Below are 23,226 nucleotides of genomic sequence, written 5' to 3'. Positions count from 1 at the left end.
TGCCGCGAGCCCGCCGGGCACGCGCTCTCAGGTCAACAGGCAGCCGCTCACGACTGCTCGTCCGGCCTCACCCCCAGCAGCTCGCGAATATGCGACAGCGAGCCGTCGTCCTTCACGACGCTCTCGAGCCACTTGTGCAGCGGCATGTCGGCCCATTCGGCCGCCTTGTCGGCAAGGTACGCGACCGGGCTGTGCGGCTCGGTCTGGCGGAAATAACGCGCCACCGCACGCAACTGGTCGACGGCCTGCGCGCGGTTCTGGATGCCGGCGATCATCTGCGTCACCGGAGGACGCAAAGCGGTCTGCGACTGCACGTGGGTCTCCTCGGTCTGAATCGAATTGCCGAACACCGGCTCGATGCGCTCGGGCTGCGCCTGCTGCGCCGCCTGCGTGTGCGGCGCGCTGCCCGTATAGCCCTGCTCGCGCGCAAAGCGCTCGGCGAGCCGGTACACGGTCTCGAACGCGTCGCGCGCCTGCCGGAAGCTCGGCGCCGAATCGCCCGCGCGCTCGACGAGCCGCTCCTCGAACGCGTCGAGCGCGAATTCGAATGCCTTCAGGTTCGCCAGCAGCGCCGTGTAGAACGCGATCGACGTCACGCGCCGCGACGCATCGATCTGGTCGATCGACGGCTTGCCGCGCGCGATGTCGTCCGCGTGTTCGGGGTCGCGCTTGATCGACTGCGCGACGTGCTGCGCCACTTCCCAGTCGAGCGTGCTGAACGCGTTCGACGCGCCGTCCGTCAACGGCACCGCGCGCAGCAGCTCGGCCGTGCGGCCGGCCAGCCACGCGACGTTGCCGAGCCGGTACTCGGTGTCGTCGCCTTCGGGCAGCGGGTGCACGGTGTCCCAGAACTCGCGGCACAGGCCCTCGAGCAGCGCATAGCCTTCGGTGAGGCCGGTGACGCCGTCCTCGAGCGCGAGCGCCTCGGTCAGCCACACGGCGAGCCGCAGGTCCTTCGTGCGCGTGCGCAGCAGCTCGCCCGCATGGTCGACGACGAAGCCCCAGTCGGCCTCCTTGATCTCGGTCACCCATTCGCCCTGGTCGAGCGTCGGATCGTCGTAGCGCCGCGCGTCCTGGATCGCGTCGAATTCGTTCGAGAACAGCAGGTCGTCGCCGCTGGGCGACGCATCGCTGATCGGCGTCAGCAGGTCGGGGAGATTGATCGGCATGGTTCAGTGAATCCGTTGATGCATCAGATGTCGCGCGCGGGGGCTCATTCGACCGTATAGGCGAATTCGCCCGCCTCGTCCGCGCGCACCGCGATGCGCGCGATGGCCGCGCCGTCGGCGATCCGGCCGAGCACGTGGCCCGCGATCTCCGGCAGCAGCGTGCCGTTCAGGATATGGTCGACGTTACGGGCACCCGAATCGACCTCGGTGCAGCGCGCGAGCACTGCCTCGACGAGCGACTCGTCCCATTCGAACGCGGCCTTGTGGTTCGCGTCGATCCGGCGGCGGATCCGCTCGAGCTTCAGCTCGATGATCTCGGCCAGCACGTCGTCGGAAATCGGGTAGTACGGCACGACCTTCATCCGGCCGAGGAACGCGGGCTTGAACGTCTTGTACAACTGCGGGCGCAGCGTCTCGGCGAGCGCGTCCGGATCGGGCAACTCCTCGGCCGGCTTGTTCAGGCACGCCTGCATCACCGCTGACGAGCCGACGTTCGACGTCAGGATGATCAGCGTGTTGCGGAAATCGATCTCGCGCCCTTCCGCGTCGTCCATCGTGCCCTTGTCGAACACCTGGAAGAACATCTCGAGCACGTCGGGGTGCGCCTTCTCGACCTCGTCGAGCAGCACGACGGAATACGGGTTGCGGCGCACGGCCTCGGTCAGCACGCCGCCCTCGCCGTAGCCGACATAGCCGGGCGGCGAGCCCTTCAGGCCCGACACGCTGTGCGCTTCCTGGTACTCGCTCATGTTGATCGTGACCATCTTGCGCTCGCCGCCGTACAGGATGTCGGCCAGCGCGAGCGCCGTCTCGGTCTTGCCGACGCCCGACGGCCCGACGAACATGAACACGCCGCGCGGCTTGTTCGGATCCTCGAGGTTCGCGGTCGCGGTGCGCACGCGCTGCGCGATCGCGTCGAGCGCGTGGTCCTGGCCGATCACGCGCGCGGTCAGCAGCGGCTGCAGGTTCAGCACGGTGTCGATCTCGTCCTTCACCATCCGGCCGAGCGGAATGCCCGTCCACGCGGCGACGATCTCGGCGACGACGTGGCCATCCACCTGCAGCGGCACCATCGGCTCGCCGCCCTGCAGCGCGTGCAGCGCCGCGACGCGCTCCGCGAGCTTGTCGCGCGTCGCCTGCACGTCGACCGGCTGGCCGTCCTCGGACGGGCCGCGCGCCTTGTCGAGCGTGTCACGCAATTCGGTGATCTCGGCGACGATCGCACGCTCGGCTTCGTAGCGCGCGTCGTCCTTTACGAGTTGCTCCAGCGCCGTGTCGCGCGCGCCGCGCAGCTCGCCGAGCCGCTCGTCGTGCGGCGCGCCGCCCGCTGCCTCGCGTTCCAGCGACGCGATTTCCGCGTCGATCCGCTCGATGCGCTTCTTCGTGTCGTCGATCGCGGCCGGCGTCGCGCTGTGCGCGAGCGCGACCTTCGCACATGCGGTGTCGAGCACGCTGATCGCCTTGTCGGGAAGCTGGCGGCCGCTGATGTAGCGGTGCGACAGGCGCACGGCCTCGGTGATCGCGTCGTCGAGAATCCGCACGTTGAAATGCTTCTCCATCAGGCCCGACATGCCGCGCAGCATCGCGGCCGCGAGCGGCTCGCTCGGCTCCTCGACCTTCACGACCTGGAAGCGCCGCGCGAGCGCCGCGTCCTTCTCGAAGTACTTCTTGTATTCGCTCCACGTCGTCGCGGCGATCGTGCGCAGCTCGCCGCGCGCAAGCGCCGGCTTCAGCAGGTTCGCCGCATCGTTCTGGCCGGCCTGGCCGCCCGCGCCGATGATCGTGTGCGCCTCGTCGATGAACAGGATGATCGGATGCGCGCTCTTCTTCACTTCGTCGATCACGCTCTTCAGCCGGTTCTCGAACTCGCCCTTCACGCTCGCGCCGGCCTGCAGCAGCCCCATGTCGAGCACGTGCAGCGCGACGCCGGAGAGCGGCGGCGGCACATCGTCGGCCGCGATCCGCAGCGCGAGGCCCTCGACGACCGCGGTTTTGCCGACACCGGCCTCGCCGGTCATGATCGGATTGTTCTGGCGGCGGCGCATCAGGATGTCGATCGCCTGGCGGATCTCGGCTTCGCGGCCGATCACCGGATCGATCTTGCCGTCGCGCGCGCGCTGCGTGAGGTTGGTCGTGTACGTGTCGAGCGCGGGCGTCTTCGACGGGCCGGCTGCGGGCGCGGCACCGTCGACGGCCGGCGCCACGCCGCCGTCGTCGGTATCGGCCTGGCGCGGCTCGGCTTCGCTCGACCCTGCCACGATCTCGTCGAACTTGTGCTTCAGGTCCGTCACGTTCACTTCCGCGAACTGCGACGACATCCGCTGCGCGAACTGCGCGAGGTCCGGCGCGGTCAGCAGCGCGAGCAGCAGGTGCCCCGAACGGATGCGGCCGAGCTGCGAATCGAGCGATGCGATCAGCCACGCCTGTTCGAACAGCGCGATCAGGTGCACCGAAAACACCGGCGTACGCGTGTTGCCGGTCTTCAGGCGCGTCAGCTCGCGCTCGAGATCCGCGCGCAGCGCATGCGGATCGACGCGGCTCGCGCGCAGCGCGAGCGGCAGGTCGCCCGCCGGCTCCTCGAGCAACGCGAGGAACAGGTGCTCCAGATCGACCTCGTAGTGGCCGCGCGCCAGGCACGCGCTCGCCGCGCGCTCGGCCGCGTGCCGGCACAGCGGGTTCAGTTTCGTGATCAGGGTCTTCAGAGGCGTGCTCATGGCGTCGATCTCAGGTTCGATTGCGTGTTTGTTGTCGTTAGGAATCAGTGAATCACGTGCAGTTCGTAGCGGGCGTCCGAGCGATCCTCGATCGCGTCGCGCGTGCAGAGGAACGCGTCCCAGCCGAGCCGCGAGCCCGCGCCGAGCACGCTCGCGCCGACCTCGGTGCGCTTCAGCACCAGCTTCACCTCGTATTCGAGCGTGACGCCGGCGAGCAGCGTCAGCATCCGTTCGAGCGCGACGGCGTGCGCGCCGCCGGGCAGGAACGCCTCGTAGTCGCGCTTGGACAGCGGGCCGACGACGATCCGCGCGCGCATGTCGCGCTGCCACACGCGTTCGCCGACCAGCGCCGTCGCGCCGAGCACCGCGTTGACCTCGCCGAGCACGCTCAACTGGTCGGGCGGCACGTCGTACCACTTGCCGACGAACTGGTCGATCTTCACCGGCACGCGGAAATAGTCGGACAGCGTGCGCTGCAGGTACGCGGCCGACATCGGCCGGTGCCGCGCGGCCAGCGCGTAGCCGGCAACGGCTTCGTCGAGCACGCCGCCCGCGCCGGCCGCGAGGCTGTCGCGCACCTCGTCGCTCGGCACGCCCGCGATCGCGAGCAGCAGCGGCAGGTAGCGCTCGTCGCGGTCGAGCTCGTAGTGGAACGGCAGCCGGTATTTCTTCCACGCCGCATAGAACAGCGCGGTCGCGCGGTTCGAGAACACGTCGAAGAACGCACGCGCCGCGTGGTCGCGCTTCAGGTGCTCGCGCGCGACGATCTGCTCGGTGTAGTGCAGCGGCAGCGCGCCCTGCCCGCCGAGCAGCCCGAAGAACGCGGGCGTCAGCTCGACGTGGCCGAGCTCGCCGGCCGCGAGCGCGGCACCGCGCTGCTCGCCCGAATCGAGCAGCGTGCCGTCGTCGCCAAACGAGCGCGCGCCCTCGATCTCGCTCGGCGGAAAACCGAGCGACAGCGTGTTGCGGAATTCGATGCGTTGCGCGACCACATCGCCCTGCCGCCATGCGCCGGGGGCATCCGACGCCTGCCGCGCGAACAGCCCTTCGAGCACGCGCACCGCCTGGAAGAATTCGAAGCGGTGCGGCTCGTCGAGCAGCGCGTCGACTACGCCAGGATCGATTCGCCGGTCCGGGGCTTGCATCGGATGATCTCCTCGCCGGTGCGTTTCGACACGACGACTAGTTGAACGAAACTGTTGAGGTGGACGTAAAGCCCGAAGAAGCTGTCGAGCACGCGCACGAACGACGCGAGGCTCGCGCCGACGAAGTGTTCCTCGTCGATCGTCAGGCGGATCTCGATGCCGCGCACGAAGGTCGCGAACGGCTTGCCGGGCAGCCACTGCACCGCGCCGCGCTGCTCGATGCCGGCGAGGCCGTCGATCTGGCGCATCGACACGGCCGTGCGTCGCAGGTCGTACAGCGTCAGCATTTCCTTCAGCGGCGCGAGGCCGTGCGCGACCAGCGACACGTGATTGAGCGCGAGGTGCGACACGAGCCGCCAGTGCGCGGCGCGGCCGCGCTCGAAGCGCACGCTCTGCGTCGGGCGGCGCAGCATCGAGATGCCGCTGGTCTGCGCGCCGCCTTCCTGGAACAGGTCGCCGCCTTCGAGGCCGAACGCGAGCATCGCCGGCAAGTCGCGGTTCGTGCAGGTGAGGTCGAGGCTCAGCGTGTCGGTCTGCGGCGACGTCGGCTCGAAGTCGATGTCGACGATCGAGATCTCGGTTTCGTAGCCGGGGCTCTTCTGCGCGACCCAGTCGTTGCGGCGCGCGAACCAGTAGTGACCGATCCGCGCCGCTTCGCCGTGATGCAGCGAATAGAACGGCCGGAACTCGATCACCGATTCCTCATGCGCCTGCTGCCTGACGAGCTTCACCGAGTCGATCGAGTACACCTCGTACGCGAACGCGCGGCGCGCCTCGGCGATCACCGGGTAGGACACCGCGCGGTGCGTGATGCGGATCGGCTCGCCGTGCTGCCGGAACAGGTTGACGATCGGCGTGCAGAACAGCCGGAAGTGGCTTGCCGTCAGCAGCTCGAGCAGCCGCGCGACGTGCGAATCGCTGCGCACGTCCTGCAGCACCAGATGCAGCGTCGCGCGCTGGCAGCGGCCCGACGCGCGCGCGATCGCCGCGAGGTCGAAATCGACGAAATCGAACTTGTCGGGGAACGCGAAGTATTCGGTGAGCAGGCGATACGCGGGATGCGATTTCGCCGGGTAATCGATCAATGCGTCGTCTTCGTCGAAGCCGGCCTGCTCGATCGGCAGCTTGCGCAGCGCGGTCCAGCGGCCGTTGCGTTCGGGCTCGACATACGCGCCGAGCACGTTGACGAACAGGCAGTCGGTCAGCGCGGCGACGAACGACTGCTCGCCGTGCAGATGCGCGCGCAGCGTCGGCACCTTCAGCGCGCCGAGATCGAGCTGCGCAGCGAGCGACTCGAACGTGATCGAGATCACGCCCGTCGCGTTGGACGGCAGCACCGTCGCGCTCGGCGCGAGCGCGACCGGCGTGTAGCGCGCTTCCGAGATGCGGATCGGCGCGAGCGTCACGTCGTAGGCGGTGCGGAAGCGGCACTGCACGCCGCGGATCGGGCGGCTCTTCAGCTCGGTGCCGCGGCCGATCACGACCGGCTCGGTCTGCTGGCCGGGCGACGCCGGCGTGAACTGCGCGATCGAGCACGACGGGAACGGCCGCAGGTAGTGCGGATACAGCACTTCCAGCAGCGCTTCGGTGAATTCGGGGTAGTCGTCGTCGAGCTTCTTGTTGATGCGCGCGCCGAGCAGCGCGAACGACTCGATCATCCGCTCGACGTGCGGATCCTCGCAATGCTCGCCGGACAACGCGAGCCGCGCCGCGATCTTCGGATAGCGTTCGGCGAAATCTCGCGAATAGCGCCGCAAAAACGATAATTCGCGCTCGTAATACGGCAGCAATTCTTCCATCGACGACCCCGAACCTCAATATTTCCTGCCGGACCTGATCGACCACCGGGCGGTCCGGCCCGCTCGGCGGCTTGATTTACTGCATTCTCGCGGCGCGTGCGCGCGTGACCGAGTACTGCAGCGTCGACGGCTGCAGCATCGCGTCGAAATTCACCGGCTCCTCGGCCGGGTGCACGACGAGCAGCGCCTGGATCGCGAAGTAGAGCGCATTGGTCGCCTGCTCGTTCAGCTCGAACGTCACCTGTACCTGCTGCAGGCGCGGCTCATGGCGCGCGATGGCCTGCTGGATCGACTTGCAGATGAACGCGCGGTCGTAGTGACTCGCGAGGCTCAGCCCCGCGAAATCGTTCAGCCCGTAGGTCAGCACCGATTTCTGGCATTCCGGCAGCGCGGCCAGCTCGTTCTCGGTGTGCGCGATACGGGTGTTGAGGATCGCCTCGACGTCGCGGGCGACCGTGGTCTTGAGCTCGTCCAGCGACAATTGCCGCATCGCTGCCGAGGCCGGCAGGTGCGGTTCGTCGTCGAACAGCTTGTCGAGAAAACTGGGTTCGAATCGTTTCATCGGCCGGTATGAACTACGAAAACGGCAACGGGACGCCGTGCGCCCCGTTGCCGCAACCGACCTTAGACCGCGTAGGTCTTGTCGTTCTTCGTCAGACTCCAGGCGCCCTGCGTGTTGCCGCCCTGGTTGCCGCCGATCTTCTGCTGGGTTTGCTTCCACTGCACGGCCGCGTACTTCAGCGAGAACGTCTCGAGCGGCAGACCTTCTTCGCGAACGCTCGGGGCGATGCTCGAGATGATCACGTACTTGAGCTTGACTTCCAGATACTGCACGCGCTTGCCTTCACCGTCTGCGCGCGAGAAATGGACCGTCACCTCGTCGAACGTGGTGCCGCCCGAAGCGTGCTGGTACAGCAGCGGGCTCGACGAATCGATTTCCTTCGTGAAAATCATGTCGCCGTGCTCGCAACGCGTCATCGTGTGACCGCCAGCGGTCGATGCGGTTGCCGAACGCGGCTGAACGATCGAGTGATCCCACGATTTCAGTTCGATCCAGCCCTGATGGTCTTTGTCCGCGGATTCGCCCTTCACCGCCGGACTACCAAACTGCAAGTGCATATGTAACATGGCCCTTCGACTCCCCAAAGAGGTGGTTTTAACGTCCTACCCAGGCGGCCCGCCCGGGCGATTTACTCGCTTATGAATTTGCCGGTTTGGGCAGATCAGCGACAAGTCGCAGAGAAATCGAGAGTTCGTCGAGCTGAAAGTGCGGGCGCAGGAATGCGACCGAACGATACGAGCCCGGCTTGCCCGGAATCTCCGACACTTGTATGGATGCCTCGCGCAGCGGGAATTGCGCTTTCTGTTCCTGCGAGGCGTTGTCGTCGAGCAGGACGTACTGCGAAATCCACCGGTTGAGGAAAGTCTCCACGTTCTGCGCCGATGCGAAGCTGCCGATCTTGTCCCGCATCATCGCCTTCAGGTAGTGCGCGACGCGCGATACCGAGAAGATGTACTGAAGCTGGGCGGACAGGACGGCGTTCGCATTCGCGCTGTCGGTGCTGTATTTCTTCGGCTTCTGCACCGACTGCGCAGCGAAGAACGCGGCGTAATCTGAGTTCTTGCAATGGACGAGCGGGATGAAGCCGAGGTCGCTCAGCTCCTTCTCGCGGCGATCGGTGATCGCGATCTCGGTCGGGCACTTCAGCGCGACTTCGCCGTCGTCGGTCTTGAACGTGTGGGTCGGCAGGTCCTCGACGAGGCCGCCGCCTTCGACGCCGCGGATCGCCGCGCACCAGCCGAAGTCGTCGAACGCGGCCGTCAGGCGCGCAGCGAACGCCCACGCGGCGTTGCACCACAGGTACTTGTCGTGCTCGGTGCCGTCGACGTCCTCGACGAAGTTGAAGTTCTCCGCGGTCTGGCCGTCCTTCGGATTGAACGGCAGGCGGCCGAGGAAGCGCGGCAGCGTCAGGCCGACGTAGCGCGAATCCTCGGCGTCGCGGAACGACTTCCACTTCGCGTATTCGACGGTATCGAACACCTTGCCGAGATCGCGCGGCTTGCCGAGGTCGGAGAACGACTCGAGGCCGAGCAGCTCGGGCGACGCCGACGCGATGAACGGCGCGTGCGCGGCCGCCGCGACGTGCGACATCTGCTCGATGAAGTACATGTCTTCCGGCTGGCGCGAGATCTCGTAATCGCCGATCAGCGCACCGAACGGCGAGCCGCCGAACGTGCCGAATTCTTCTTCGTAGACCTTCTTGAACAGCGCGCTCTGGTCGAACTCGCTCGCACCCTTGAAGTCGCGCACGAGGTCGCGCTTCGGTGCGTGCAGCGCCTTGATCTTGATCGTCTGGCCCGTATTGCTTTCCTTGACCAGGTAATCCATCCCGCGCCACGTGCTTTCGAGGCGCTGGAATTCCGGCGCGTGCATCACCGCGGAAAGCTGCGTCGAGATCAGGCGGTCGAGTTCCGCGACGCGCGCGTCGATCGTGGCCGACAGGTTGTCCGACACGATCACCGTGCCGTCGAGCACCTGGTGCACGAGTTCGCCGATCAGGTCCTTCGCACGCGCATGTTCGGAATCGGATTTCGCGACCTTGCTCTTCTCGACGATGTCGTCGAGCAACGAGGTCCCGGCGGCGTATTCCGCGCCGCTGGCTTGGGCCGCAGCCGTTTGCTGGTTCATCTCAACACTCCGTCGTCATTCGCCGTCTTTGTCGCCGCCGGTGCCCTTCGCGAGCTCCTGCAGCTGCTGCGTGTTCTTCAGCACCTCGGACAGCAGATCCTCGAGCTTGTCGTTGCCGGCGAGCTTGTTGCGCAGGTCGGCGAGCTTCGAGCGTGCCTCGAGCAGGCGGCGCAGCGGCTCGACCTGTTCGACGACTTCGTCCGGGCTGAAATCCGACAGCGAGCGGAACTTCAGGTCGACCGCGAACTTGCCGCCTTCCGGGCTCAGGCGGTTTTCCACCTGGAACGCGGCACGCGGCTCGATCGCCTTCATCACGTCGTCGAAGTTGTCGCGGTCGATATTGACGAACTTGCGGTCACGCAGCTTCGGCTGCTCGATTTCGGACTGGCCCGCCAGATCGCCGACGACCCCGACGACGAACGGCAGCTCCTTCACCTCGATCGCGTCGCCCTTCTCGACCTCATAGGTCAGCTGGACGCGCGGCGGCCGTATTTTCTGCAAGCTTTTCTGAATGCTTTCTTTCTTGGCCATCGACGGCTCCCAGGTTAGTTGTGGTTTTCGCGTCAGTTGCTTTCGCGTCAGTTGCGCAGCGCGCTGAACGGGTCGGCGCCGCCTTTCTGCGGCGCGCTGCCGCTCGACGTCGGCGGGGGCGGAGGCGGCGTCGTGGCGCCGCTGTCCGCTGCTGCCGCCGCGCCGGCTGCCACCTTCGGGCGGTGAATCGGGCGGCGGATCTTCTTCGTTTGCGATTTCTGCTCCGGCGGGAACAGCGCCGATTCGCCCAGCGTGTCGCGCAGCTGCTTCGCGAGCGTCTGCGCGTCCGACTTCGCGTCGCCCGCGAGCGACGCATCCTGGCGCAATTCGCCGAGCGACTGCGTCGCGATCCGCAGGCCGGCGACGGCCAGCACGCTCTTCGCCTGACGGTCGGTCGCATCGCGCTGCAGCGCTTCCTGGGCGGCGACGATCGCCTGCCCGTAGTGGTTCTGTGCGAACTGGATCTGCGCGATGCGCGACCACGGCTCCTCGCGCGTCGGATCCGACTTCGCGAGCTGCTGGTACAGGCCGAGGGCCTTGTCCTGATCACCCGACTTCGCAACGGCGTCCGCATCGGCCAGCGACTTGTTGAAAACCTCGGCGCTCGGCGGCGTGGTCGACTGGCTCGCACAGCCGGCGATCACGCCGCAAGCCAGCACTACCCCAGACAGTTTTGCGAAGAGACGGTCTTTCATCGTTATATCCACCGGCGCGTGAGTTTTAAAATCGTTGAGAATCTGGTTCTTTTGCTTTGCAAGAAGCGCGCGGGTATAGTACCGATCAATTTTTCATAATTCAATCGTCGTGTGAAGAGTAATTCCTTTTAAAACCGGGCGCTACCCCCTCGAATGACCTCTCGCTGCGGGCTCGCGGCGGTTTTTCCTTCGGCCGGGATGCGCAAGTTTTACTGGCCGCACGACGCGCCGCCCGGGTGGCGGAAAAAATTTCCGGGCGCTTGCCGCGACGCAGGCGTGCTTAATAGTTGAGCGATTCAATGTCGGGGATGCGCGGCGAACGCGGAAATACCCGGCAGTTTTGACAGGGATAAAGGCGGCACGCCGGAAACACGATGAGATCGTCCATGATTCGCTACGCGCTGCCGCTGGTTGCCTGCGCCCTTCTGGCCGGATGCGCGGCCGCCCCGCTGCTCGGCTCGGCCGCAAGCGCCGTGATGCAGGCCGCCGGCATCGGCAAGCCCGAGCTGCCGGACTCGCAGAAGCCGCCGCGCAATCTCGGGATCACGCTCGCCGCCGCGCCGAACCTGAATGCCGCGACCGACCACAAGCCGCTCGCGCTCGTCGTGCGGCTCTACGCGCTGAAGGATCCGACGTCGTTCCAGCAGGCGCCGTTCGACGCGTTTACCGATCCGACCAAGGAAAAGGCCGCGCTCGGCGCCGACCTGCTGAATGTGCGTGAAATCACGCTGATTCCGGGCCAGCGCTATACGGCGACCGAAAAAGTCTCGCGCGAAGCGCAGGCATTCGGCATCGTCGCGCTGTTCCGCGATCCCGCACTGCAACGATGGAAACTGACGTTCGATCCGGCGAAGTCGGAGAAATCCGGCATAATCATCGGCCTGCATAATTGCGCGATGACGGTCACCGACGGCACCGTCATCGCACCGCAACAGGGTGCGCCTTCACAACCGCTGAATATGCTTTCCTCGGTGTCCTGCGGTTAAACATGACGCACGAATGTCAATTAACAAGAGTTAACAATTGGCGATTTAATTCGGGCACGAACAAATCGATTACATCGCAACGCCACATTAACCGGATTTGACATGAGTTATTCGGCCAAGGTGCTGTGGGGGGAAGGGCTGTTCCTCCGGCCTCAACACTTTCAGCGACAGGACGCGTACCACGAGGCGCGCCTGTTCGAGTCCATCCAGGCGATCCAGCCGTACAACTGGGGCGTGCGCTCCGTGCGCATCGACCGCGACGCACTCGGCAGCAACGTGCTGCGGGTTGCCGATCTCGCGCTCGTGTTCCCGGACGGCGCGCTGTATGCCGCGCCGCAGGCCGACGACCTGCCGCCGCCGATCGCGCTGGACACGCTGCCCGACGGCATCAACGAATTCGTGTTCTATCTCGCGCTGCACCCGCTGCGCGAGAACGGCACCAACTACAGCGACGATCCGGCCGCAGGCTTCATGACGCGCTTCGTCAGCGAGCAGACGAGCGTCGCCGACAACTTCACCGACGCGGCCGAAGCCGACATCACGTTCCTGAAGACGCAGGTCAAGCTGATCGCGCACAGCGAACCGCGCGACCAGTTGCTGTCGGTGCCGCTCGTGCGCGTGCGCCGCACTGCGACGTCCGGTTTCGAGATCGACGACAGCTTCGTGCCGCCGTGCCTCGCGATCGACGCGTCGCCGATCCTGCACCAGCGGCTGCGCCAGCTGGTCGACGCGCTGCAGGCGAAGGTGAACGCGCTGTACGGGTTCCACCGCGAGCCGTCGAAGAACATCATCGAATTCCGCTCGGGTGACATCGCGTCGTTCTGGCTGCTGCATACCGCGAACGCCGCGTTCGCGACGCTCGCGCACCTGCACCAGCACGCGGCGCTGCATCCGGAGCGGCTGTTCCAGGAACTGCTGCGCCTCGCGGGCCAGCTGATGACGTTCTCGAAGGGCTATACGCTCGCCGACCTGCCCGTGTACCGCCACGACGATCCGGGGCCGAGTTTTGCACGTCTCGACCTGATGCTGCGCGAACTGCTCGACACCGTGATCTCGACACGCTACTTCGCGATCACGCTCGACGAGGTGCGTCCGTCGTTCCACCTCGGCCGCCTCGATTCGGGCAAGATCGACGACAAGACCGAGTTCTACCTGGCGGTGTCCGCGGACATGCCGAGCGTCGAGCTCGTCGATGCCGTGCCGGCCCGCTTCAAGGTCGGTGCGCCCGACGACGTCGACAAGCTCGTACTGTCGGCGATGCCCGGCGTGCGGCTGTCGTACACGCCGCAGGTGCCGCCCGCGATTCCGGTGCGGCCGGGCGCGTGCTACTTCTCGCTCGATTCGCGCGGCGCGCTGTACGAGCGCATGCTGCAGGCCCAGTCCGCGATGATCTATGCGCCGACTGGCATCAATGACCTGAAGTTCGAACTGATCGCGGTCACATCATGAGCTACGCGCCTTCCCTGTTCGGCGACAACGCGCCGGCACCCATGCATACTCCGGCGTCGACGGACTCCGCGTTCCAGGCCCGTTCGCTGCTCGACTTGCTGTACGACGGCTTCTTCATGCTGTTCCTGCTCAAGAACGGCCGCGAGCCGGACAGCGCGAGCGAGTTCAGCACGCGGATCCAGGAATTCCTGTCGGATTTCGAGCGCGGCGCGAAGAAGCTGAATATCGCCGCCGAGGATGTGTACGCCGCGAAGTTCGCGTTCTGCGCGGCCATCGACGAGATGGTGCTGTCGTCGCAGTACAAGATCCGCACGGACTGGGAGCGCCGGCCGCTGCAGCTCGTGCTGTTCGGCGAGCAGTTGGCGGGCGAGAAGTTCTTTCAGTATCTCGAGGAATGTCGTGCGCAAGGCGCGGCGCGGCTGCAGTCGCTCGAGGTGTTTCATATGTGCCTGCTGCTCGGATTCCAGGGGAAGTATCTGCTCGAAGGGCCGGAGAAGCTCGCTTATCTGACGGCGCGGCTGGGGGACGAGATCGCGCATATGAAGGGCAAGCGGGCTCCGTTTGCGCCGCACTGGCCGTTGCCGGATCAGATCGCGCACCGGTTGAAGCGCGAGGTGCCGGTTTGGGCGATCGGGGCGGTGTTTGCGCTGGTTGCGCTGCTTGGGTTCCTCGGACTCAACTCGTATCTGAAGGACAAGACGCTGCAGGCGCTCGCGCCTTATTCGCAGGTGATCAAGGTGGGGCCGGAGTCGGCTAATTTGACGATTTCGTTGCCTTGATGGGTGCTTCGCGAGAGCGTCGCCTCATGAGGAAAAGGACCGCTGAGCGGTCCTTTTTTTGTTTCGGCGCGCTCGTTGCGCGTCGTCAGAAAAGAATGAATGCGTCGTTTTCGACGTAGAACACGAACGCATCGAACAACTGCGCAAGCGTAGGTTCGTCGATCTGGTCATGCGCGTTGATCACGATGTCCTCGATCGTTGAGCTGTTCAATGTGATCTGCCAGCCGGGTTGGGTTGCGATGACGGGCGCCGTGTGTTCGTCAGCGTCCTTCGTGTCGTCGGAGAATGCGCCCTCGGTATCGAGCGTCCACGGCATCGGCGGCAGACAGAGCCATCCGGAGAAATCGCCGGGGGTTTCTAGGACTTGTTTCAGGCTGACTGCAGTCGCCGTATCGGTCGAGGTAGGCATTACGTTCGTGGCATCGGATAAAAGCGGCGGCCGATTCGAATCACGCTGCACGGGAACGCTTCACCCAGGTGCCGTCAACGAATCCCTGCGGGTTCGGCGGATGTGTCCTATCGCCCTGCGGCACCTGGAACGCGAAACAGTGGCATCCAGCGCATCCGTATCGTCAAAGGCCGTGATTATGCCAATGAACCACGAAATTCGACACTCGACGTTTCGAACGTTGACGGTTCCGACGCTCGCCCGGGCAGGTCACGTTGACGATGCCTCGCCGCGTCACGATATGCGGATGCCACCCCGATACAGACGCAGCCTGCTCGGCTGCTTTCTCGTGAGGACTGAACGGCCACGAAAACTGTCACGACGCGTGCGAATCGATCGCGCTATATCAAGGTTGATAGCGGATCGTTTCATAGATCTTGGCCATACCTTGCTTCGCAGCGCTCTCGTTAGCAGCCAATCCCGACGAGAAGACAACGCAGGTCCAACCTTTGCCGCAGACCTTGCTGGTGACGAGATCGAGACGATGCGCATAGAGCTCATCGTCGTTGAAGATCTTGTGCGTATAGCGCGAAGCGAGCGCTGGGTATTTGTCGCTCAGCATGATCGGCGCAAAGTCCGGCTTCGTGTATTGAGCGGACTTGTCGTCCACCTGGCTCTCGTAAAGATATTGCGCAGTACCTTCGAACGAAGGTGCGACCTTGGTTCGCAGCACCTGAACAACAACGTCCAGATTCAGTACTTCGAGTGCGGACTTGTCGGCTTCGATACTGACGCCCCGGCCATCGGTGTCCCGGAGTCGATCGTTTGCCGTGACCTTCCAGTCCGCAGGGAGCTGGAAGCTCAGGCCGTTGGCTTTGAAGAGCTTTGGATGCGTCAGATCAGGGGAGGCGGCGGCTCTTGGCCGAAAATCGTAAGCATGTGAAGCTGTCGCAAGCGCGAGAAGGATTAAAGGCACAATTACTATTCGCATAGGCGACTTCACCAGTCCAAAACGTCAATCTTCCAGTTGGCTATCCAAATCGGACAATTCCCAACCTCGCTTACGAAGCCGCGGCGACAACCCAACGCGCTGCATGATGTGAGAACTCTGATAGCCAGACGATCGGGGACCCGGTTGATTAGGTGTAGCTCAACGCTACATGATCACCCGCATCGCTTCGCGAACTCAAGTCGATCAATCCAGCACTGCTAGATTATCTAGCATACTGATCAAAGTTGATCCTACCCACCAGCCCGATGATGTCCTTCGATACGAGCCGACCATCGCTTCGATACGTAGTACGGATACCAGTTATAAGCGATCCCCGTCTCGTCATCAATCTGATGTCCCTAAAACTGCGCCGGATTCCTCCGCACGATTCCCGTTGTCTTCGGCAACCGAGCAATCACCTCCCGCGCTTCGCCCTAACGCCTTGTACGACGCCTCCCACATGTGACCGCATACATCAGAGACCGCGTTAGCGGCCCTTGATCGAATCCCAGCGAGCGATTTCCGTGACTTCATTGAATGGGCAACTGTATGCCGACCATACGCGATTCTTCAACATCGCCGGAAAACCGAGCGTCCAACACTATTAATTCTTCCCCTTGGTACTCGATGCATCGATCTGGAAGACAGCATTAAAGGGTGGGTGGTAACTCTCTCAATGCATTACGCACCTCAGTGCAGTCGTAGAGGAACTGACGCAAGCGACTCGCATTCTCGTACCCGATCACCATCGATGCCACCGTGCTGCAAACATGCGTCTTCATATGCGAGATGCTCGCCATCACATCGAGACGCGAGAAATGCGTCAATCTTTGTAAAGTCAATTTCCGGAGGAATATCAACGGCAAAAAGGGAGAGCCCCCTCGTGGCAGAGCACTGCGCCCCAAGCAATTTCAACTCAGAAATGAGTGACGCTTTGGTGCCTGGATCTTCGGCAAACACTCTCAAAATTGAATGCCCTCCCCGAGAAATTACAGATGAAACAAACAGCTCACCATCGACATTCTCTATCGCCACCGCGTCTCCTTTACTTACTCCATACACGTAATACGGCACATTGTCGACGACACACGATGACTCATCCGAAAATATCCCCCACATGGATTCAAATTCCATCGGAGGATATCCATCTTCATCCTTCTTCAATCTAAAAATAATCTTCCGAATTTCTCGCATATTCCCTCTTCAGCTATCGCATGGCGTACGCCCCAAGCGATTGAGTCGCTTGAAGTTATCCTTGATTCTGTCCCACAGTCGCCTATTACACTTACGGCACAGAACCTGAGTATTTGCCTCATCATTCGCACCGCCTAGCACGTCTGGTTCAATATGGTCAAACTGACGCTCATTGGTTGGCGGTGTAACGCCTCGCTGACTCTTCTTTCCTGGAACAACATCAACGCCGCAGCATTCGCACGTCGCCTTTCCAAAGAAATCTTGATTCTCTTGCGCAACTTTATCCTTAACCGATTTCGGAATTCGAGCCAAGCCAAGCGGGTCGACCCACTCGATCGGATTCGGAGCATACTGATAAGCGTTGATACCTCCATCAAGTCCTATAGGGTCCTTTGAGATGAATCGCCCTGTTGCAGGATCGTAATACCGATACCGGTTATAGGCGAGCCCCGTCTCTTCGTCCGCCTGCTGCCCTTGGAATCGCAATGAATTCCTCGGCATGCCCCCCTCGGTCGTCGACGCCCGCGTGATCACCTCCCGCACTTCACCCCACGCCGTGTATGCCCCCTCCCACACGATGTCACCGACGTCATCCGTCAGCAACTGCGGCGTCCCGATCTGGTCGCAGTGGTAATAGAACAGTTTGGCTTCCGCCCGGCGCTCCGGCACTTTTTGCAGGGGATCGTCCTCCGGTACGTACCGGCCAGATCGAACGCGAATCGCTCCTCCGCGACCGGACTGACGGCTTCGATCAGGCGTCCAACCGGGTCATACCGATAGTCAGTGCCCCCCCCTGCGGCTGCCGTCGATTCGCGTTAGCGATACCGCCGCTCGGTGAGCGGTACGGGCGACGTCGAGCGCTGAATCGTCTGCTGCAGCACGCGCCCCGCAGGATCATAGTGCGTACGTTGCTCGACTTTGCTCGACAAGTATCCACACCGTTTCGCGATGGAGCTCATCACGCTCAAACTGCATGCGCTCCCCGCCATCCAGCAGCATCCCGTGCACATGCCCTGATCCCTACATCAACCAGTCGATCGCGTGACCGTCGGGCCGTACAGTCCGCCGACGATTGCCCAGCTCGTCATATTCGTAGTGCCAGACCGACATTCAGGCCTTCGAGCTTGTCGGTCATGCGCACGCGGCCCGTGCCGGCCTAAAGCGTGGGAGCACCGTAAATACGAACTTCATCCCCCCCTTCTCGCTTGTGAGCACGCAAAATCAGAGTCAGGTCGCTCTCAAAACCATCGACTATCAAATTCATTTGAATTCGCTTGTCACGATCCGATGGCGAACTGGGATTTATTTCGTACACGGCGGAATGACTGAGAACATAATTCTCATCCGGGACTCCGACTCGCACCAGGTCGCTCTCACTCGGGGAATTCCCTCCCAGGCACTCCAAAATCACAGTCTTTATTTCGGATGGCGCACTCACTTCGAAGTTTCCCTCTTCCTCCAAGCGAAAAAATCATTCTTTGAAATCAGAGCACATATCTTGATGATTTCCAGAACCATCGCCGACGTAATCCATCCGTTCACGCTACCACATCCCAGCCGAACTGCTTCGATTTCCCGGTATTCGGATTGGCGCATCACCAGTCACATCCAAGTTGGCAAAGTGAGCATCGCTCCGCATGATATGGCAACGCGTCTCGCTCTCTGACAGACCTGCTTGCCGAAGAGCCCTATATGCGACACAGCGCTCCGCTGCATAATTTCCACCGCTCCCTCTCTGGCGTTGAGACTGAGTAGCAATATTAAGAAACAGCCCAATCACCCCATCAATTCATCAACACCAACAAACCCTTCGCGCAACGCAAACTCGACAGCACGCTTCAATTCTGAAAAATTCGCCCTCAAGTAAACAAAATACAGATCAACAGCATCCTCATACTTATCGAAATAATCATCAAACCCGACTTTAAATCCAGCCTCCGTTTTTTTTATAAAAAACTCACTGCTTGCGGGCTCGCCATCGAGCTCATACTTTCGATTAACCCACAAACCCTTCTTCCCGCCGATCTTGCCAGCCACCTTTTCAAAGTCAACCTGCCACTCACTCATTTCATTTCCTTTTCAATGGGCACGCTTTTTTTTGCTCAACAAAGATATCAAGCCTATCACCATCAGGCGTAATCACATTAATGTGCGGCGTTGTTTTATGCGGATGCCCGTCTGGAAGCGATTCATGCCCATATAAAACCCCCGTTTCAGGATTGACCTGATAATCCATATGATATGACGCTCGACCACTCTCATTCTGTCGATTTGCCTTGAAGGCAGCCTTATCTCTAGAGGTTTTCTCCGCTGACTTGTTTCCCGAGCCCGCAGACTTTTGCGCGTCAGGGAACGCCCCGAACAACGTGGCTGCCGCCTCTTTGAACGAGCAAACTGTCACGCTCCGACCAGCTCTAACGGCTGCAATATTCTTCAGCAAAGTCGCCGGAGACAAACCCAGCGGATCGGTCCAACCCACCGGATTCGGCGCATATAGGTGGATATTCAGCCCACCGGCCAAGCCAATAGGGTCGGCGCTGATAAATCGCCCGACATTTGCGTCGTAGTACCGGTGCCGACTGTAAGCGAGGCCCGTCTCCTCATCCATCTGCTGCCCCTGAAACCGCAGCAGATTCCTCGGCGCAGTCCCTGCCACCTTCGAAACACGCTCGATCACCGCGTGCGCCTCACCCCAGGCCTTGTATGACGCCTCCCACACCACATCACCCAACTCGTCGGTCATCAGTTGCGGCGAGCCGATATGATCACAGTGGTAATAGAATACCGCCGCGTCGCTGGTCCGTTCCGGCACTCTCTGTAACGGATCTTCCTCTGGTACGTACCGATCGGTGCTTTTCCACCCCGGTGTCGGAATTCCCGCCACCCGGTCCGTCACGTATTGTGCGAGTGGCACGAACGAGCCAGCCTCGTATACGTAGTGCGTGCTGCGCGTAGCATCACTTTCGTACGCCAACGTGTCGCCGTCCCATCCATACACGGTGCGCTCGTCGTTCATCTCCTTCGCGATCCGCCGCCCGAACGCGTCGTAAAAATATCTTGCCTCGCACTGCCGCAGCGTCTCAGTCACATGCGCCGCCTGAAGGCGGTTGAACCCATCCCACTCGTACACCTGCTCACCCGCCGGCGTACGCTTACGAATGAGGTTCCCCCTTTCGTCGTATTCGAAATGCATCCCGGCATACTTCCTCAGCAAGTTGCCGACCACTTTCGGCACCTCGGCTGGCAACGTATTCTCTGGCCGCACGGGACTTGGCCGCGATGCGCGCTCCGTCAGCAAATGCGCCGGATCGACAATGTTGCCCGCTGGATCGAATGCAAACCGTTCCGTCGCAACCGGACTGATCGCCTCGGTCAGTCGCCCGACCGGATCGTATCGATAGTCGATTCCGCCTTTGCGACTGTCTTCGATCCGAGACAGTTGTCCTGCCGCGTCATACCGGTAACACCGCTCGGCAAGCGGTGCGGGCGACGTTGCCCGCTGGATCGTCTGCTGCAGCATGCGTCCTGCCGGATCGTAGTTCGTGCGCTGCCCAATCTTGCTCGACAACATCCGCACCGTCTCGCGATGAAGATCGTCCCGCTCGATCTGCACACGCTCCTCGCCATCAAGCAGCATCCCATGCACGTGGCCGGAGCCGTAAATCAACCAGTCGATCGAATGACCGTCCGGCCGCACAGTGCGTCGCCGATTGCCAAGCTCGTCATACTCGTGATGCCACACGTAGCTTCGTTGCTCGCCGAACACCCGATAGGCGTGATGCTCACGCACAAGGTTGCCGACCGCATCGAAGAAAAATTGTACGCGGCTATAGCGGTTCGAGGCCTCGATCAGGCGACCACTAGCGTCATACGCGAAACGCTCCTCACTCTCGCCTGCCGTACGCTTGAGCAGACGGCCGTTCGCGTCGGTATCGACGGTTGTCACATTGCCGGCCTCGTGCACGGCGACCAAGCTGCCACTTTGAGGATCGTACTCATAGCGTGTCAATTTACCGTCGAAACCAACCTCCTCAATCAGTCGACTCGCCGGATCGTAGTGAAATTGATACGTTGCGTGATTCGCGTCGGTCAATACGCTGAGCCGACCAAGACGGTCATAGCGATACGCAAGCATCTGACCGAGCGCATCAGTGCGGCTTGCAACTCGCCCAGCTGCGTCATAACTGTATCGCGTCGATCGATTCAACTGATCGGTGTGCCGCAGCAAACGGCCTTCGGCGTCGAAATTCAACTGCTCAACACCGGCAGGCGAACGGGCCTCTGCCAATTGGCCGTTCGATGTGTAGCGATAGGCCGTAATGCTGCCCGCTGCGTCTTTCGTCGAGATCACGCGACCGACATCGTCATATGCCCACTCTGTCTTCTTGCCAGAACAATCCGTATAGCTGGCAAGCTGCCCAGCTTTGTTGTACTCGAGTATCTTCGTACCGCCTTTCGCGTCAGTGATTTGCGTCGGCAATCCCTTGTCGCCGTATGCGTACTTCGTCGAGTGCTCGAGCGGATCGATCTCCTCGACGAGATTGCCTGCATCGTCGTACTTGCGCTGCCAGACATGGCCGTTCGGATCGACGAGCCGAACCATCTGGTCCTTGTCGTCGTAACCCATCTCGACAATGCTGCCGTCCGGACGCTCGTGCCACGTGAGGTTGCCGCGCGCGTCGTACCTCATCTGCTCGATGCTGCCATCCTGCAGAATATGCAGCGTCAGATTGTTGTGCGCGTCGCGCCGGAACCATTCCTCGTTTCCGTCGGGATAGGCGATCCGGTAAACGTAGCCGTTGATGTTGTAGTAGTAGCGCGTCATCTGACCGAGCGCGTCGGTCACGTAGGTGAGACGAATGTTCGGATGCCACGCAAGACGGATGTCGAGGCTGCCGTCGTCCGCGTACTCGCGCACGCATTTCGCATTTGCGTTGTCGTCAGCGTCTGCACCGTCCCATTCGAGCGTCATCCCGCGGCCGGTACGATCGGTGTAGCGGGTGACGAGATGTCGATGGTACTCATAGCTCCACGCGTTGCCGTGCCGATCGGTAGCGCGCACGAGATCGCCTTGGTCATCGTATGCGTAGCGCGCAAGCGTGCGACGCTCGCCGCCATCGAGCACTTGCTCGATCAGCACGATCCGCCCGTGCTTGTCGTGCTCGAACGACAGCACGTTGCCGCTCGCGTCGATCAACCGCGCGACGCGGTCGAGCGCATCGTAATCGAGCGTGATCGTGTTGCCCGCGCGATCCTTCTGCATCGCCAGCCGGAATGCATCGCCGCGCCGTTCATACACGTGCAATGCGTCGTAACCGTACGCGATCGTGAGCCACGTATCGTCAAGGCGCGACAGCGTCAGGTTCTCCGCGAGATCGTCATGCACGCCACCGACGGCAAGCGCGCGATATTCGATGCTGCGTCCGCTCGCGTCTCGATAGAACCAGGTATCGCCGTCGACATCGATGCGCGTCGTATAGGGCGTAAGCCAGCGCGCGCCGAGTTCGCCGTCGTCGTATGCAGACAGACGCGATCGATACGTGCGAGCCCAGACGAGCGGCAACGCACCGGGAAGTTCGAAATCCGTATGCGTGAACGTCTCGTCGCCGAATGCGAAATCGATCGATGCAGGCGACGCGCCGATCTGGCAACCCTTGCATGGACTTTGGCCCGCACCGCCCGCTCGCGCTTGCTGCCCGGTCATGCCGACCGGCTCCTGAGGGCGATCGTTCCGCGCCTTCCCCTTGCCTCCGGGCGGCACATCCGCCGTCTTTTCGTGGGGTTTCCCGCGCAAACGTACCTGTGCAACCGCCTGGACCAGCTGCGCGATGAGCCACAGCATCTTGCCCTCTTCGCTGCCGTTCAGATCGCGGATCGCCTTCGCGACCTTCGGTGCCTCGGTCTTCAGGAACGTAACGATATCGCGGAACGGTTGCAGCCACGAATCCGGCGCGAGCTTTGCGGCAGCCCCGGCCGTCGCGTTCCCGACGTCCTTGCCCAGCGCGATCGACCCTTCGTAGCCGTACTCGAACGCGTCGACCACCAGCATCGGGTTGTACCAGGACCGATCGTCCATCTTCCGCGCGATCTGCTTGGTACGCTGCACGTTTGCGCTGCTGTCGAAAAGCTGTCCTTTGAGCGCGAGTTCCAGTCCGGTCGCAAGCCCGACCATCAATTCCTGCGCTTTCGCAGCGCAGTCGTTCAGCAGCTCGACAAGAACGTCCTGCAGCGTCTTCAGGAAATTTTCGATTTCGGTCGCGGCTGCGGCATTGACGTGCGTGACGAGCACCGAAATGATCGCCGCGCCGAGATTGCCGCGCGACACCAGCAACTGATTGCGCACGAGCCCGAGCAGCGGCCGCGCCGACAGGCGGAACGACGCCAGCGGCGGCGGAACTGGAATAACGCCGATCAGGTTGATCGCAAGCCCGAGATAATCGAGCAAATTGGCGCTGCGCTTCTCGATGATCGTCACGATGTCGCACACCGCATCGTAAAACGCCATCAGGTTGCCGATGATCGGTACCGCGCTTGCAACGGTCTTGAGATCCTCGAACGAAATGTGATTGCCGCTGATGCGGAGCAACCACTGATTGAAGCGATCGCCCCCCGCCGCGACATCCTTCGGCGAAATATCACTGAGCCAGGAAACAGCCTGTTCCTTCTCGGCGCCCGGTGGAAGTTGTTGTGCCATGTC

Annotated in this window: 17 protein-coding genes and 2 pseudogenes; 3 read left to right on the top strand and 16 right to left on the bottom strand. The window is 62.4% G+C overall.

Annotated features, from left to right (window positions below; translation table 11 throughout):
• Positions 1-47: 47 nt before the first annotated feature.
• The 9 genes from tssA to MRS60_RS02100 all read right to left on the bottom strand — a co-directional run bounded on the left by tssA (position 48) and on the right by MRS60_RS02100 (position 10,742).
• Complete coding sequence (gene tssA / locus MRS60_RS02140) at positions 48-1,169, bottom strand: type VI secretion system protein TssA (protein ID WP_243565148.1); 1,122 nt, start codon at positions 1,167-1,169, stop codon at positions 48-50.
• A gap of 44 nt (positions 1,170-1,213) precedes the next feature.
• Complete coding sequence (gene tssH / locus MRS60_RS02135; protein WP_243565147.1) at positions 1,214-3,883, bottom strand: type VI secretion system ATPase TssH; 2,670 nt, start codon at positions 3,881-3,883, stop codon at positions 1,214-1,216.
• A gap of 44 nt (positions 3,884-3,927) precedes the next feature.
• A complete protein-coding gene (tssG, locus tag MRS60_RS02130; protein ID WP_034183679.1) occupies positions 3,928-5,028 on the bottom strand; it encodes a type VI secretion system baseplate subunit TssG in 1,101 nt (366 codons plus the stop codon).
• A complete protein-coding gene (gene tssF, locus MRS60_RS02125; protein ID WP_105392229.1) occupies positions 4,992-6,827 on the bottom strand; it encodes a type VI secretion system baseplate subunit TssF in 1,836 nt (611 codons plus the stop codon). The genes tssG and tssF overlap by 37 nt, the downstream gene beginning before the upstream one ends.
• 76 nt (positions 6,828-6,903) lie before the next feature.
• Positions 6,904-7,389, bottom strand: coding sequence for a type VI secretion system baseplate subunit TssE (gene tssE / locus MRS60_RS02120; RefSeq protein WP_034183677.1), 486 nt, complete (start codon positions 7,387-7,389; stop codon positions 6,904-6,906).
• Positions 7,390-7,451: 62 nt separating this feature from the next.
• Positions 7,452-7,955 carry an Hcp family type VI secretion system effector gene (locus tag MRS60_RS02115; protein ID WP_006477093.1) on the bottom strand — a complete coding sequence of 168 codons (504 nt, stop codon included), beginning with the start codon at positions 7,953-7,955 and terminating at the stop codon, positions 7,452-7,454.
• A gap of 70 nt (positions 7,956-8,025) precedes the next feature.
• Entirely contained in the window at positions 8,026-9,516 is a 1,491-nt protein-coding gene (gene tssC, locus MRS60_RS02110; RefSeq protein ID WP_039320274.1) for a type VI secretion system contractile sheath large subunit, read from the bottom strand.
• Between the two features lie 15 nt (positions 9,517-9,531).
• The gene (tssB, locus tag MRS60_RS02105) at positions 9,532-10,047 is read right to left on the bottom strand and encodes a type VI secretion system contractile sheath small subunit (protein ID WP_006484395.1); all 516 of its coding nucleotides are present in this window, start codon (positions 10,045-10,047) and stop codon (positions 9,532-9,534) included.
• A gap of 47 nt (positions 10,048-10,094) precedes the next feature.
• Positions 10,095-10,742 carry a tetratricopeptide repeat protein gene (locus MRS60_RS02100; protein WP_243565146.1) on the bottom strand — a complete coding sequence of 216 codons (648 nt, stop codon included), beginning with the start codon at positions 10,740-10,742 and terminating at the stop codon, positions 10,095-10,097.
• A 374-nt stretch (positions 10,743-11,116) separates the two neighbouring features.
• Here MRS60_RS02100 and tssJ point away from each other — a divergent pair, with 374 nt between their 5' ends.
• From tssJ to icmH, 3 genes are all read left to right on the top strand, one after another.
• Positions 11,117-11,728 (top strand): type VI secretion system lipoprotein TssJ, encoded by a 612-nt coding sequence (gene tssJ, locus MRS60_RS02095; protein ID WP_034183675.1) that lies wholly within the window; start codon positions 11,117-11,119, stop codon positions 11,726-11,728.
• Positions 11,729-11,830: 102 nt separating this feature from the next.
• Entirely contained in the window at positions 11,831-13,177 is a 1,347-nt protein-coding gene (gene tssK, locus MRS60_RS02090; protein WP_034183674.1) for a type VI secretion system baseplate subunit TssK, read from the top strand.
• Positions 13,174-13,956 carry a type IVB secretion system protein IcmH/DotU gene (gene icmH, locus MRS60_RS02085; protein ID WP_034183673.1) on the top strand — a complete coding sequence of 261 codons (783 nt, stop codon included), beginning with the start codon at positions 13,174-13,176 and terminating at the stop codon, positions 13,954-13,956. Before tssK ends, icmH begins: the two co-directional genes overlap by 4 nt.
• An 85-nt stretch (positions 13,957-14,041) precedes the next feature.
• Here icmH and MRS60_RS02080 read toward each other — a convergent pair whose 3' ends face one another.
• The 7 genes and pseudogenes from MRS60_RS02080 to MRS60_RS02050 all read right to left on the bottom strand — a co-directional run bounded on the left by MRS60_RS02080 (position 14,042) and on the right by MRS60_RS02050 (position 23,223).
• Positions 14,042-14,365: a DUF7716 domain-containing protein gene (locus MRS60_RS02080; RefSeq protein ID WP_243565593.1), complete on the bottom strand. Its 324-nt coding sequence runs from the start codon at positions 14,363-14,365 to the stop codon at positions 14,042-14,044.
• 385 nt (positions 14,366-14,750) lie between these two features.
• Positions 14,751-15,335 carry a hypothetical protein gene (locus MRS60_RS02075; protein WP_105393974.1) on the bottom strand — a complete coding sequence of 195 codons (585 nt, stop codon included), beginning with the start codon at positions 15,333-15,335 and terminating at the stop codon, positions 14,751-14,753.
• 690 nt (positions 15,336-16,025) lie between these two features.
• Positions 16,026-16,469 (bottom strand): DUF4265 domain-containing protein, encoded by a 444-nt coding sequence (locus MRS60_RS02070; protein ID WP_243565145.1) that lies wholly within the window; start codon positions 16,467-16,469, stop codon positions 16,026-16,028.
• 69 nt (positions 16,470-16,538) lie between these two features.
• A pseudogene (locus MRS60_RS35020) lies at positions 16,539-16,709 on the bottom strand (HNH endonuclease); the annotation flags it as partial.
• Positions 16,710-16,832: 123 nt separating this feature from the next.
• A pseudogene (locus MRS60_RS34930) lies at positions 16,833-17,633 on the bottom strand (RHS repeat domain-containing protein); the annotation flags it as partial.
• A 672-nt stretch (positions 17,634-18,305) separates the two neighbouring features.
• On the bottom strand, positions 18,306-18,596 hold the full coding sequence (locus MRS60_RS02055; RefSeq protein WP_243565144.1) for a hypothetical protein: 291 nt from the start codon (positions 18,594-18,596) through the stop codon (positions 18,306-18,308).
• 1 nt (position 18,597) lies between these two features.
• Positions 18,598-23,223, bottom strand: coding sequence for an RHS repeat-associated core domain-containing protein (locus MRS60_RS02050; RefSeq protein ID WP_243565143.1), 4,626 nt, complete (start codon positions 23,221-23,223; stop codon positions 18,598-18,600).
• Between the last annotated feature and the right edge of the window lie 3 nt (positions 23,224-23,226).

The sequence above is a fragment of the Burkholderia pyrrocinia genome (assembly GCF_022809715.1).
Lineage (GTDB): Bacteria > Pseudomonadota > Gammaproteobacteria > Burkholderiales > Burkholderiaceae > Burkholderia > Burkholderia pyrrocinia_C.
The sequence above is the reverse complement of the archived record's forward strand: the minus strand, read 5'-3'. Positions and strand labels throughout refer to the sequence as shown.

Excerpts from the sequence above, each read along its gene's own strand:
- tssA (WP_243565148.1), bottom strand. The coding sequence starts at position 1,169 with ATGCCGATCAATCTCCCCGACCTGCTGACGCCGATCAGCGATGCGTCG.
- tssH (WP_243565147.1), bottom strand. The coding sequence starts at position 3,883 with ATGAGCACGCCTCTGAAGACCCTGATCACGAAACTGAACCCGCTGTGC.
- tssG (WP_034183679.1), bottom strand. The coding sequence starts at position 5,028 with ATGCAAGCCCCGGACCGGCGAATCGATCCTGGCGTAGTCGACGCGCTG.
- tssF (WP_105392229.1), bottom strand. The coding sequence starts at position 6,827 with ATGGAAGAATTGCTGCCGTATTACGAGCGCGAATTATCGTTTTTGCGG.
- tssE (WP_034183677.1), bottom strand. The coding sequence starts at position 7,389 with ATGAAACGATTCGAACCCAGTTTTCTCGACAAGCTGTTCGACGACGAA.
- MRS60_RS02115 (WP_006477093.1), bottom strand. The coding sequence starts at position 7,955 with ATGTTACATATGCACTTGCAGTTTGGTAGTCCGGCGGTGAAGGGCGAA.
- tssC (WP_039320274.1), bottom strand. The coding sequence starts at position 9,516 with ATGAACCAGCAAACGGCTGCGGCCCAAGCCAGCGGCGCGGAATACGCC.
- tssB (WP_006484395.1), bottom strand. The coding sequence starts at position 10,047 with ATGGCCAAGAAAGAAAGCATTCAGAAAAGCTTGCAGAAAATACGGCCG.
- MRS60_RS02100 (WP_243565146.1), bottom strand. The coding sequence starts at position 10,742 with ATGAAAGACCGTCTCTTCGCAAAACTGTCTGGGGTAGTGCTGGCTTGC.
- tssJ (WP_034183675.1), top strand. The coding sequence starts at position 11,117 with ATGAGATCGTCCATGATTCGCTACGCGCTGCCGCTGGTTGCCTGCGCC.
- tssK (WP_034183674.1), top strand. The coding sequence starts at position 11,831 with ATGAGTTATTCGGCCAAGGTGCTGTGGGGGGAAGGGCTGTTCCTCCGG.
- icmH (WP_034183673.1), top strand. The coding sequence starts at position 13,174 with ATGAGCTACGCGCCTTCCCTGTTCGGCGACAACGCGCCGGCACCCATG.
- MRS60_RS02080 (WP_243565593.1), bottom strand. The coding sequence starts at position 14,365 with ATGCCTACCTCGACCGATACGGCGACTGCAGTCAGCCTGAAACAAGTC.
- MRS60_RS02075 (WP_105393974.1), bottom strand. The coding sequence starts at position 15,335 with ATGCGAATAGTAATTGTGCCTTTAATCCTTCTCGCGCTTGCGACAGCT.
- MRS60_RS02070 (WP_243565145.1), bottom strand. The coding sequence starts at position 16,469 with ATGGAATTTGAATCCATGTGGGGGATATTTTCGGATGAGTCATCGTGT.
- MRS60_RS02055 (WP_243565144.1), bottom strand. The coding sequence starts at position 18,596 with ATGAGTGAGTGGCAGGTTGACTTTGAAAAGGTGGCTGGCAAGATCGGC.
- MRS60_RS02050 (WP_243565143.1), bottom strand. The coding sequence starts at position 23,223 with ATGGCACAACAACTTCCACCGGGCGCCGAGAAGGAACAGGCTGTTTCC.